The organism is Bacteroides neonati (assembly GCF_000499785.1).
GTDB classification, from domain to species: Bacteria; Bacteroidota; Bacteroidia; order Bacteroidales; family Bacteroidaceae; genus Bacteroides; species Bacteroides neonati.
The window spans coordinates 705,531-719,201 of record NZ_HG726019.1; the positions used below are offsets into that span (position 1 = coordinate 705,531).

Annotated in this window: 7 protein-coding genes; 2 read left to right on the plus strand and 5 right to left on the minus strand. The window is 41.6% G+C overall.

Annotated features, from left to right (window positions below; translation table 11 throughout):
* Positions 1 to 10: 10 nt before the first annotated feature.
* Complete coding sequence (locus TY03_RS02875) at positions 11 to 1,561, minus strand: sulfatase family protein (protein WP_042367141.1); 1,551 nt, start codon at positions 1,559 to 1,561, stop codon at positions 11 to 13.
* A 12-nt stretch (positions 1,562 to 1,573) separates the two neighbouring features.
* A complete protein-coding gene (locus TY03_RS02880; RefSeq protein ID WP_042367143.1) occupies positions 1,574 to 2,776 on the minus strand; it encodes a glycoside hydrolase family 88 protein in 1,203 nt (400 codons plus the stop codon).
* 136 nt (positions 2,777 to 2,912) lie between these two features.
* Between TY03_RS02880 and TY03_RS02885 the strand changes: the two genes are divergently transcribed.
* The gene (locus TY03_RS02885) at positions 2,913 to 3,320 is read left to right on the plus strand and encodes a hotdog fold thioesterase (protein WP_042367145.1); all 408 of its coding nucleotides are present in this window, start codon (positions 2,913 to 2,915) and stop codon (positions 3,318 to 3,320) included.
* A 3-nt stretch (positions 3,321 to 3,323) separates the two neighbouring features.
* On the opposite strand, the gene TY03_RS02890 is transcribed toward TY03_RS02885, so the two are convergent.
* From TY03_RS02890 to TY03_RS02900, 3 genes are all read right to left on the minus strand, one after another.
* Entirely contained in the window at positions 3,324 to 4,100 is a 777-nt protein-coding gene (locus TY03_RS02890; RefSeq protein WP_394330868.1) for a DUF3108 domain-containing protein, read from the minus strand.
* Positions 4,101 to 4,155: 55 nt separating this feature from the next.
* A complete protein-coding gene (locus tag TY03_RS02895) occupies positions 4,156 to 6,030 on the minus strand; it encodes an Ig-like domain-containing protein (RefSeq protein WP_042367150.1) in 1,875 nt (624 codons plus the stop codon).
* Between the two features lie 104 nt (positions 6,031 to 6,134).
* Entirely contained in the window at positions 6,135 to 10,088 is a 3,954-nt protein-coding gene (locus TY03_RS02900) for a hybrid sensor histidine kinase/response regulator transcription factor (protein WP_081713029.1), read from the minus strand.
* 271 nt (positions 10,089 to 10,359) lie between these two features.
* On the opposite strand from TY03_RS02900, the gene TY03_RS02905 reads away from it, so the two are divergent.
* Entirely contained in the window at positions 10,360 to 13,650 is a 3,291-nt protein-coding gene (locus tag TY03_RS02905; protein ID WP_042367330.1) for a SusC/RagA family TonB-linked outer membrane protein, read from the plus strand.
* Positions 13,651 to 13,671: the final 21 nt, after the last annotated feature.

Below are 13,671 nucleotides of genomic sequence, written 5' to 3' on the forward strand. Positions count from 1 at the left end.
GCTGAATTATTTAATAAGGTATATAAGAAGAGAGAATGCGCTCGCCATACCAAGGGTCTCCTGCTTGTTTGAGCAAAATACCTAACTGGTTGCAAAGCTGTTTCACCACTTCGGGGTGCTCCTGCAACGAAAGGTTGTGCATTTGATATGGGTCTTCAAGGTCATCGAAGAGCAGACTTTTTTTCAACTGTTTTGTCTGTCGGTCGATGTATAGTGCAAGTGTGTATCGTGTTGTTTTAATACCTCTTGATGAGGGAAAATAAGATTGAACCAATCCGTCAGCGTCTTTCTCCCCATCTACGTTTTGAAGGTACAATGTACCTGTGGGGCGAACAATAGTTGCCTTTTCATCGAGAAACAGAGGAGAGAAATCGGTTCCTTGAACCTCAGCAGGAATTAAGGAAGACAAGCCGCAAAGGCCGAGTAAAGTAGGCATCACGTCGGGAGTAGAGAGCAGAAGATTGTCTACACGGGGGCGAATGCGTTCGGGAAAACGAACCAGAAACGGTACGTTCATCGACTCGGCATAAGGAGAGTTTTTCGGATCGTCAGTGCGCTGACTGCAAAGCGTTTCACCGTGATCGGACGAAAATACAACGATGGTATTCTTATCCAGTCCTAACTCTTTCAACGTTGCGAGTATCTGCCCGAAAGCACGGTCTACACCAGTTACGGAGGCAAAATAGTAAGGGGCCGATGCTGCTTTCTTCATCTTCGGGTCGGCATTGGGGCGAATAAGCAAACTGTCTAGAGGAATATCTTTATACAAATTAAAGTCCTCTTCCATACAGTCATCAAGCGAGCGATAAGGGCTATGCGGCGGGTTCATGCTCACCATCATAAAAAACGGCTTACGCGTATCGCGTACATGGTCTTTATTCTTCAAGTAAGACACGACTTTATCTGCCTCGTGAAGGGGCGACCACTCTTTAGGATCGTGACGCTGCCCGTCGGTATCCCAATAATGGGGATTCTTATGTTCGTCGAACGTGCCGTAGGAGTACCAGTAATGAAATCCATGACGCCGTTCGGGCGGGGTATAAGCATCCCAAACGGGACGTTTCTCTTCAACATAATGCCCCGGTCGTGCAGGATCATTGGGAGTGGGGTAATCGACATGCAGTTTACCAAAGTAGGCACAATCATACCCGGCTTTCTGAAAGACATCGCTGATACATTCGGCATCGGCACGCAACGAACTGATGGGACGATTGGAGTTACAGTTCAAGGGTACACCGCTTCGATGTGGATACATGCCCGTAAGCAAGATGCCTCGGTGGGGACTACTGAGCGGACAGTTGCTTTGAGCCGATGTAAGCACCATCGACTCACGGGCAAAGGCATTCAGGTGAGGCGTATGTACAGGGTCGGCCTTGAAGCGCACCTGTTCGCGAAAGCCGTCTTGATTCCAGAACTCCAACGCTTGGTTGCGGAACTGATCGGGAAAAACGTAAATGATATTGGGCTGCTGAACATCAGCTTGCTGCACCTGCCGGGTTTTACATCCCGGCAGTGCCAGTAAACTGAGTCCACCCAGTATGAGACTTACTTGGGTTTTCATGACAAAGGTATATTAGTTTTTTTCGAGATTGCGCTTACGCATCAATGCTTCCAGGAAGTAGTAATCGGCATAGTTTAAGGGTACGTCGATCTCTGCACCATGAGGAATACTGCCGACAGAATGCATCAGGATAAAGTTTCCGTTCGTACCAACTTCGGCACGATAAGCCGGAGAGCCGAGACTCTTCAGAATAGCATCGGCAGTTTGCTTGTAGTTCTTTTCGGGTAGGAATGTACTCATCTCATACAAAGCCGAAGCAGTACATGCGGCAGATGAAGCGTCGCGTGGTTCGTTCGGAATGTTGGGAGCATCGTAATCCCAGTAAGGCACAAGATCTTCGGGCAGATTTTTATGCTTAAAAATAAGATCATAAATCTTCTCTGCCTGATCGAGATACTTCTTATCGTGTGTATAGCGGTAGCAAATGGTATAACCATAAATAGCCCATGCCTGTCCGCGCGCCCAGATAGACTCATCGGCATATCCCTGAGCTGTCTGCTTGCCACGTACTTCTCCTGTCTCGGGATCGTAATCGATCACATGATAACAACTGTTATCGGCACGGAAGTGATTCGCCAATGTCGTATCGGCGTGTTTCACGGCAATGTTATAGAATGTAGAGTCTCCGCTCAATGCAGTCGCTTCGAACAAAAGTTCGAGGTTCATCATATTATCAATGATAACAGGACATTTCCAGCCACGTGTACCTTGCCAACCTTTATCAGCATCCCATGATTGAATAACGCCGGCGTGGGGGCGAAAGCGGGTAGAGAGCGATTTGGCGGTTTCAATAATTACATCCTTATATTCTTTTTTATCGCCCATACGATAACCATTCAGGTAGCTACATCCAATCATAAAGCCAACATCGTGGTGCCATTTAAGATACTTCACCGAATCAAGGGCTTCTGTATACTTTTCGGCCAACGGCAACCATTTTTTATCTCCGGTCAACTCATAGGTGAGCCAAATATTGCCCGGGAAAAAGCCAGAGCACCAATCATCGATAGGTACATAGACAATGCTTCCATCTTGACGAATGGTACGAGGATTCAAAATCTTTCCCGACTCTTCAATCAGATTGGTTTGAAGGGTTTGTTGTGCTACAGCATTATTGATATTGTCCTGAATAAAATCAGTTTCAACCTGTTTCTGACTGCTGCAACCGGTCAGAACAAGAAAGGAAAGTCCTAATGCACTAAGAATAGTTCTCATAAATGGGTTCTATATTTAAAATTTCTAAATGTCTATGCTGCAAAAATAGATCGAATGAATGAATTTGACCTTCACAAATCATCCAATTAAGCAACATTTATGGTACATTTGTGGAATAAACTCTAATTAAACAGATGTGAAAGCTGAAGAATTCTTTAAGAACGACCTCTTTGCCGCCAATGCGGGCATTGAACTGATAGAAATACGCGAAGGATATGGTAAAACGCAACTGACCATTACTGCCGATCACCTCAATGCCGGCGGACGCACCCAAGGGGGAGCTATCTTTACTTTAGCCGATCTGGCACTGGCAGCTGCGGCTAATTCGCACGGAACATTGGCTTTTTCGCTCTCGTCCAACATTACTTTCGTACGCTCCAGTGGCATAGGCGATACATTAACCGCCGAAGCACGAGAACGCTACATGGGAAGAAGCACCGGATACTATCAAGTCGATGTAACCAACCAAGAGAATGAACTGATAGCTACATTCGAGTCGAGTGTATTCCGCAAGAAAGAGCAAGTTCCGTTTGCATTAGAGTAGTCTCTATTTGGCTATAATAGAGGTTAAGGGGTGGCGGGCACCTCGTACGCTTTTCAAGAAAGCCTTGGCCGATCCGAAGTTAAGGTATAAGTCGAGTCGAACGGGAAGATGGTTCATATCATCGGTAATATAAAAGGTGATCACCTCCTTCTCCTTTCCTTTTTTATCTTCGACAAGCGAGAATACCAAGCAACGGTAGGTCGTATCGTTCTCTGCAGTAATCTTTTTAACACCCCGATAAATCAACGTTTGCTCCTCGACTTCTTTACCCGTAGCCATAGGAAAATTAATGCGTTGCCCCACCACATAATCGCTCGGATTGTAGGAGCGTGCCTGTGCCAGAATGCTAAGCATATCGTAAATGCAACGGCTATCGCTTTGCATGGTTTCAACAACTTCGCCATCGCGATAGGTACGCTTTTGGTTCACATAACACAAACCATCGCGGTAAGAGAAATGTGCATCATCGACTGTATAACGCTTTCCTTCTTCAGCTCCCTTCCGAAAGGAAAGTGGTTCCATCTTCTCTCCGATTATACTAGTAAGCGTATCGCGCATCTTAAAAAAGAAGTCTGCTTTTGAGCTACCGATAGCCAACAGGTTGATGCGATAAGCCGGTTTGGAATGGTAAGTGGTTGCATTGGTCGTCAGGCTTGCCAACCCTGCCTTGACCCAAACAAACTTCCAGTTGAAATAGAGATCGTACATAACGTGCTCACCGGACTTGAAAGCGTTATTCTTCGCCTCACACTGTGCTACAGCGGAAACCGTTGGACACATTAAAAAGAAAACAAGCAGCCAGACGCATACCCGGCAACGATTAGTTTCTTCGGTTTTAATTGTCTCTGTTCTTTTTCTTTTTATCCTCATCGGGTTTCTGTTTTTTAAGTTCGTCCAACTTCTGCTTATCAAGCGGAAGGGTTGTTACATTCCAATCCTGTTCCAAATCCCAGTTAGCTTTCAACTCCAACATTTGCGGATAGTAATAAACCATTTCGGGTTGGCTTTTCTCTTCGTAACTACCGGTATCCCACCTACCATTTCTATTTCGATCTTCAATTAAGCGAGCCGTATATTTAGCAGGATTTAGGTAGTAGAAGTCGGCCTTTCCTTCTATGACAGGTACTTGTCGCAACACTTTATCCTGAGGATCGAGCAATTGTACAAAAGCAGTAGAGTCGACACCTGATACATTGAAGAAGATAGAGCCATATTCTTCCTTAGCCCTTACTTTAATAGGTTGCTTTATTTTGTCCGAAAATAACCCATATTGCCCCTTAAAAGCAATCGAATCAACCTCGAATTCATACTCTTTACCGTGCTCCCAGTCATAATATAAATTATACTTTCGTTCGAGCAGCGAATCCTGTTCAAAAACAAAAGGAATATCTTTCCATAAAGAGTCAACCTTCTCTCGCAAATGAATTGAAGCTTTATCATACGATTTGACCGGCTCTTCGAAGGTTAATGAAATATAGTCATACACATCCATACTTGCCGGTGCATGCGTAGCTACAGTGAGAAATTTAGTCGGTACCGGTTCTTCTTCCTCACCTTTTTTCTTTTTCTTCTGAACAACCTCTTTCTTTTCTTTCTTGGCTACTAAACGCAACGTATCCGTGCGCGGTACTAATTGATTTAACGTATCTGTATACAAATAGTTCAACTGAACGGCCAGCGTGTCTTGCTTATAGAGCAGAGAGTCTTTTACCCAGTAGTGAATTGTATCATTATGAAGACTCTTTTCGATGATAAAAGCATTCTTTTCATCGAAATTCAGCCCTTTCAAAGTAGGTAAGGTATCGGCAGGCGCCGCAAAATAAAGAGTAAACTTTTGAGGAGTCAATCGTTCGTTTTTGATAAGATATTGCGATGAAAGGGCTTCTTTAAAAGAACGAAGAATAACATGGTCGGGCAGGTAATGCGTATAACCTCTTTCTACAATGGTATCGATGGTGAGCGAGTCGATCCAGGTAGTATCTTTACGTATACGTTCTTCAAACCGGGGAATGATCAGCGAGTCATTGAAAGCCAGTGCCTCACTCTTCTGCGAAAAAGTAAAATTCTGATCGGCATCATTCAAACCGAAAATACGGTATTTGCCCGGTGCCACTCCACGAATAATAAACTGGCCGCGACTGTCGGTGCGAGCTACACGATCAAAAGGTATTTTCGTAAAGGCAGAATCATTCAAATTAGAATGAAGTCCTACGAGCATTCCTTTGACAGGTTCGAGGGTTTCGGCCTCAAGTACCACTCCTGCTACCTCCATGGTATCAATTACACTGCCGGTAGAGAATTTAAAAGCAAAGTTTCCTAACGGGTTTCCTTCGTTGTTATCAACGATCGCATCCGAGAAATCTATTGTATAAGTCGTATTTGGTTTTAATGAGTCGAGCAGCTCAATGGTAATCTTCTTTCCACTGGGTTTAATCTCGGGTTGTTGTACCTGCGGAGGAGAGATTACCACCTTCTCGTTAGGCTTTTCAAGCTTTATGAATTCATCAAATTCTACAACAACACGTTTTTTAGTATTATTCAATGCTCCGGCTGTCGGCGAACTTCCAATAAAGCGAGGTGGGGTTTCATCGATCGGACCACCGTCGGGACGCCCAATACTGGCACATGAATAGAATGTCGCCACTAACATGGCTACTCCCAACACACTGCGAACAAGTCGCTTCTGATTATAATTTCTCCAATGTAACATGTTGCAAAAATAAAGGTTCTGGATCAATTAATGTCATAGTTTACGCTAATTAATTAAAATAAGTTCATCCCTTTTTACTTTTTACCCGTCTAAGGGCTAAAGTTTCACCCCTTACTCCTATAGTCCTTAGGAGAAATATTATAACGAGCCTTAAAACACTTACCAAAATAGCTGGAACTTGTAAAGCCACATTGATAGGCTATCTCAGCAATCGTAAGCTCGGGAGCACTGATCAGTAGTTTACAACTTCTGTTTAATTTAACCTGCATTATAAAGTCATTTAGCGTAAGCCCGGAGATCGCTTTTATTTTATTATTCAGTTTCGAGCGACTCACTGCCATTTCGGAGCACCAAAGATCTATATCAAACACTTCATTCTGTAGATTTGCCTCAATGAAGGCGATAGATCGCTCTAACAACGACTGGTCTAACCGATTGGTAGCCAATTCTCTAACAGATTCGAACATAGGTGCAGCAGCAGACTGAAAATGTTCCAACAGTTTTTGTCTATTACGAATAAAACTATTACACTTCAATAACAAAACCTGTATATTAAATGGTTTCGTTATATAATCGTCGGCACCTTCGGTCAGTCCTTTAATCATTTGTTCCGGCATAGCCTGAGCCGTAAGTAACAGAATAGGAATATGTGATGTTTCCAGTTTATTCTTGAGCTGTATGCACAGTTCAGTACCCGATAATAAAGGCATCATCACGTCGCTTACAATCAAGTCGGGCACAACAGCAGTGGCAACTTCCACTCCCTCTTTTCCATTACTGGCTTTATATACCCTATAAATAGGAGAAAAAGCCTCTACAAGAACGGTGAGTAACTCTTGATTGTCTTCGACCAACAATACAGAAGGCTTTTGAGATGCATTAGCTAAAGACTCCACCAATTTCTCTTGCCCATTTTCCCCATGAAGAACGAGAGGGGTTGAGCTCTTTTTCCTTTCTTTATCCGAGAAAGGTGCATCTGTAGGTAAAACAATTGTAAAGCAGCTCCCTCCTCCTTCATTGTCAGTAACACAAATACTACCTTTATGCTGGAGGATAATGGTACGAGTCAGAGCCAAGCCAATGCCACTCCCTTCAGTAGTAGCACACTGGCGGTCAATTTGATAAAATCGTTCAAAGATTCGTTCACGCTGTTCTGGCGGGATACCCGACCCGGTATCTGATATAGTAATTTGGACGATGTCTTTCTGCCTTATCAATTGTAATTTGACACATCCGCCACAAGGTGTAAACTTAAAAGCATTAGACAAAAGGTTGTAAAAAACCTTTTTCATTTGAACAGTATCAAACCAGATATAAATATCTTCTTCCGACGAGTCCAAGCGATAGTCAACTTCCCTCTCTTTGGCATATTCTTTGAATATAAGAAACATCTCATTAAGGAAACTGGTTATATTAGAGTAGCCAACCTGTAGCGGCAAAGCCTCTTGATCCATACGACGAAAATTCACTATTTCGGATATCAAATCCTGCATATATAAAGACTGATTATAGGCACGTTGCAATGCCTTTTTCAAAGAGGTAGAGAGAACATTTCCTCGTATAGCTACGTCGAGCTGACTACTGATCAAGGTAAGAGGCGTACGCAGTTCGTGAGATATATTAGTAAAGAAGCGTAGTTTCATCTGGTTCATTTCCTCCATGCATAATTTATCTCGGTGTTCCATTTCTAAAGAGACCCGCAAGGCAGCCCGACTTCGATTAAAGCGTATGATCCAGACAATAATTAAAATAAAAACTGCTGTATATAAAATGTAAGCCCACACAGAAGCATAAAACGGAGGGTGAACAATAATATGCAACTGAATCTGTTTGCCATAATTGCCAGTTTCACGCACAATTAACCGATAGTTTCCCGGAGGAAGTGCAGTATAGGTGATCGATTGATGCTTGGATGGAGTCCATTGCCGATCATGACCTTCGAGCTTATATTCATAGAAACTATTTCTTTGACAGTAATTAGATGAAGCAAAAACAAAGCTAAGATTATTCTGATCATAAGGAATATTCAGCGTATCAACATAAGCTATCGCACTTTTCAATAAATTGGGTTGAGCAACAGGAGTCACCAATTCATTATTAACCGCGAGCGAACTAAACCAAATTGAATAGGGTCGAATTCCGGTATAAAGATCTTCGATCCGCAAAACTAATAATCCCTTTACTCCTCCTATAAACAAATCGTTAGTATATGGCGATAAGTAAATACCACAATTTGGAGTCAGTAAATAACGAGAAGATTGAATTCCAAATTGAATATGATTTATTTTACCTGTTTCCGTATCAAACAACGTTACTCCATTAGCAAAAGAAGCTATCAGTTTTCCCGATGTTGAACATACCGTTTTAAAGTATCTATTGGTCAATAAGTCTCCTGTTTCCTGTCGATAATGAACAATTTCTTTGTTCTGTGGATTATATCTTACAATGCCCTTGTTGAGTATAACCAAGTAAAGTCTTCCAAGCCTATCTTCACAGATGGAGTTTACAGTTCCGTGCTTGCTTATCTCATTGATCTCCTTGGGATAAACTACCTTGTTGGTATGAAGGTCTATGTAAAATATTCCCGCTGATGCAGATGCAATCCATAAACGGTTGCCACTAAGATACATGGTTTGCATAACAGAGTTATTCACTTCTGCAACGACTTTCTCGGGTAGAAGATTGGACAGAACGAGTTCCTTCCTATCCAACTTGAATAGCCCTCCTTGAGTCAATATAAGAAGATCGTTTCCCCAAGGCGTCAAACCACTAATAATGGAATGGCTCTTTTGGGTCAATAAAGGTGAATTTATCCGCTTAAATAATTGTGTATTCACATCATATATAATCAATCCTTCCATGAATGTGCCAATGATCAAACGGTTGTATTCCACATCAAACCAAACATCTTTAACCGTATGGAACTGGAATTGTCCGGTAGGATCTTTCAACTGCTTAATTTGCATAGTCGATTTATTCAAGATGTTTACTCCTCCCTCTTCGGTACCAATATAGACATTCCCTTTTGTGTCTTCCGTCATATTATTGAGAATAAAGCCATTCAAACTGTTTTCTATTCCCGGATTGGTTGCAAAATAATAATAGTCTTCTGCATTGGGATTCAAATAATCGAGCCCCCCGTAGTAGGTACCGATCCACATGCCTCCCTGCCGGTCTTTATAAATGCTGTATACGGACGAATGGCTGAGAGAATAGGGTGAGTTACAATCATATCTAATATGGTTTACCTGCTGATGCGAGGAGTCTATGAGCGACAGTCCTTTATAAGTACCGACCCAAATATTGCCACGATTATCTTCACTGATACACCGAATCCGATTATGGACAACAGAGTGTTGATTGTCTTTCTCGTGAAACCAAGTCCACTTCCCCGTTTTGCGATCAAGTAGACTAGCCCCGCTCTGAGAAGTACCAACCCATAAGTTACCGGCTGAGTCAACAAAAAGGCAAGAAGCATTGATTCCATTAAGAATACGACTTACTTTCTGCTGTTTATATTCATACACTCCATTCTCAGTTGCCAGCCAACAGGACGCTTCTTTAAACAACACATAGTTTATCTTGGATGCAGAATCAGGCAAAACAAGTAATTTGGATGATTGCTTATTCTTTTCATTATACAAAAATAATTTATTGTTTTGCGCATAGTATAGTTGTTCCTTATAATAGCAAATGGATTTGGCATCAATCTTTGTATCTGTAAACTTCTCTTGCCTGATATCGTAACTAACCAACCGATTATCCGCCAGAAAGTAAAGTTTCAGCTCTGATCCTCCACAAATCCCATGAATATTGCGATCCTCTATACCATCCAAATAATCAGAAACATGGAATGTCTTCAACACATTGTCTGCATAGAGATTCAAAAAGCTGTTACCAAACCATATCCCACCTAATTCGTCTTGCCAAATGGATATAGCAGAAGATTGCGACTGCTCGTTATCTATGTCAATATGATTAAAAAATAAGTTCTTGCACTGACAAACAACAGTAAGTAATAGAAGAGAGAGTGTGTAAGTGATTCGCAGTCTTATCATACAATTGACAACTATAGATTAACAAAAGATTATATTTACCGGACTAACCCTATAGATTAAAACGTCCATGTCTTTTCACAGACAAATCTACGTAAAAAAAAGGAAACATCAAATTAAAGATCGCATCAAAGATTTTTCTATATTAAAATCCAACAAAAAAGTAGTAAAATACAATATTCTTTCATTCGTATCATTGATAAACAGGAATTTAGTACGCATGCGCGATACCCTTACCTTACATTTGCCATCGTTAACCAAATTTGATGATATTATGAATAAAAAACAGCTTAAACAAATTAGTTTATTTTTGCTATCACTCGCTGCCTCTTCTGTAAGCAGTGTAAATGCAAAAGATGCATCCACGCCTTTTCCTTTAGAAATTGCCCAGCAGAAAGAAACCTTAACCGGTGTTATTCTAGACTCCTCAGGTCCAGTAATCGGTGCAACCGTATCGGTAAAAGGTACTTCTATTGGTGCCATCACTGATATGGAAGGACAGTTTTCTCTGCAAATACCAACAGGTTCTGTACTATCTGTTTCGTTTATCGGGTATGTAACACAGGAAATTAAGTATACCGGACAGAAAAACATCCGGGTCGTACTGAAAGAAGATGCGCTAAACCTTGATGAGGTAGTGGTTACTGCCATGGGTATTAAAAAAGAAAAAAGAGCACTTTCTTACGCTATGAGCGAATTAAAAGCCAATGAACTAACGACTGTGCCCACTCCTAACTTGGCCAATTCTTTATATGGAAAAGCAGCAGGTGTGCAAATTATGCAAACAGCTGCCGGAGCGATGGGAGGAACTAAAATCCAGATCCGTGGTATCAACTCTGTAGAGGGTAGTTCTCGTCCCTTGATTGTAGTAGATGGTATTCCCGTCAACGACAATGATTCTGATTGGGGAGGACGAGAGCGTTCTCAAACACAACAAGGCTCGGCACTAAATGATATCAATCCAGATGATATCGAGTCCATGTCTATCTTAAAGGGGGCTAATGCAGCAGCTTTATATGGCTCTCGAGCAACAAACGGTGTCATCGTGATTACAACAAAACGAGGAAGTACCCAGAAGGGATTAGGTATTTCAGTAAACACCTCATATACTTATGACCAACTAGCCGATATGCCTGAATATCAGAACGTATTCGGAGGAGGATCGTCTTCTCAATTTGTAACCAATGCAGAAGGTCAAAAAGTATATAAGGGCGATACATACCGTAGCTTTGGTCCACGCATGGATGGAACACCGGTTCTTTGGTGGGATGGCCAGATTCGCCCTTATTCTCCCCAACCTGATAACTATAAAAGCTTCTTTAAAAACGGTTTCTCCAACAACAATAGTATTTCTATTTCAAATCGTTCGGAAAATGCCGGCTTCCGAGTATCATACACGAATGTAAACTTCGGAGGAAATATGAACAACATGAAGCAGACCAAGCATAATTTCAGTTTATCAGGAAACTTTAAACTATCGGATCGGATTACGTTTGATGCCTCTGTCAATTATAACATTACTGATAAGCAGAACACCCCAACCCGTATCGACCGCGTCTCTAACTATCCAATGCCCCGAAACGAGATATCACAACTTTGGAAAGATCAATATAAGAATTCGGAAGGTTATTTCTTGACGGATGAACTTTCCAGTATCAGTTCGGGCAATCGTGATAATATCATCAACTACCTGCTTTGGCAGCAAAATGAAAACCGATACACCAATAACCGCGAGCGCCTGATCGCCTCTTTATCAGCCAACATAAAAATTATCGAATCACTAAACCTAAAGGTTCGTGGAGGTACAGATCGCTATTCGGACAAGAACGAAACAAAAGAGATGTTTAAGAAGTATGCCGACCCTGCAGACATGAATAACTTGCAAGGAAATTACGAAAAAACAGACAATCACTATACAAAAAACTATGCCGATGCTATGTTGATGTATAATCAGAAGTTCGTTGATGATTTTGATCTTAGTATGACACTGGGAGCTTCGGCAGAAGATATCTCTGAGACTGGTGCGACCTGGAGATCACAAGGATTAAAATATAACGGCATGTTCTCCACAGCCAACAATAAGAAAAATCCAAAAGACGCGAATAAAGACAGCGGCTATAGTCGCGGTGAATTTATGGGAGCCGTATTTGCTTCCGGGCAGATAGCGTATAAACGCTTTTTATATCTGGATTTAACAGCACGCAACGACTGGTCTTCACGCCTTTCAAGAGATAATCGCAGCTTTTTTTATCCATCTGCAGGATTGGGTTTTGTTTTTTCTGATGCATTCGACATGCCTCGCTGGATGAATTATGGTAAGTTAAGAGCCTCCTATGCAATTGTAGGCAACACGGCACCCTCATTATTCTTCACAAATGCGGCATATCAATACGATTCTTTCGGTGGCACAGCCATAACAAACAGTTTTAATGATGTAGTTCCTCCTTTAAACATAGAACCAGAAAAAACCTATTCATGGGAGTTTGGCTTCGAAACTCATCTATTAAATAATCGCCTGAGTATAGACGTAGCTTACTATACAAACCGAACGAAGAATCAGATTTTGGAAGTTCCAGTAGCCCCTTCGACCGGAGCAAGCAAAATGAAATACAATGCAGGTGAAATAGGCAACCATGGAGTTGAAATACAACTGGGAGCAACCCCGGTTGAAACAAAGAAATTCAATTGGCGAACAGTGGTAAACTTCGCTTATACCAGAAACAAAATGATTTCACTCATTAAGGGAATGGACGACCGTATGATCAATAATCCTTGGAATGCTTGCTTATTTAAGGCGGTTCCCGGGTATGCAACCCCAAGTATCTTTATTCAGAAATGGGAACGAGATGACAATGGAAATTTATTGGTGGATGACAACGGAAAATATATTAAAGAATCAGAGTTTACCTATGCAGGAAACGCTGCTCCTAAGTTTACAGGAGGATTCAGCAATACGTTCACCTATGGGCCTCTCTCCCTATTCATACACATTGACGGACAGTTTGGAGGCAAAATCATGTCTATTAGCAACAACTTCATGAAAGCATCTGGAGTCGCAAAAGAATCGTTATTCGGACGCGACGAAGAATACGGTGGTTTGCCTTATTATATCGAAGAGGGTACCAATAAAAAGATCCTGCTAAATAGCCATACAGCAACCGCTCCGATCAGTGCTTTAGACGGAAAAATTTATCATGATGGTATGATCTCGGAAGGAGTTAAAAAATCAGACGGCTCTAAAAACGACATAGTGATGAGTGCAGCCGATTATTACAATGGCCGGTACAATGATTATGGCACAGAAGACAATCTGTATGATAATACTTATATCAAACTGAGAGAAGTCAAACTATCCTATAGTATTCCATCTCAAGTATGCCGCAAAATTGGTTTTCAGAACCTCAACGTTTCTTTGCTTGGTAGTAACCTGTTTTTTATTTATAAAAGTTTACCCAATCTAAACCCGGAATCTACGCTGGGAACAGGAGGTACCAATAGTTATGTGGAGTATACGGCCTATCCTTCATCCAGAAGTTTTGGCTTTTCTTTAAATGCAAGTTTCTAATCACAAATGACGAATAATAAA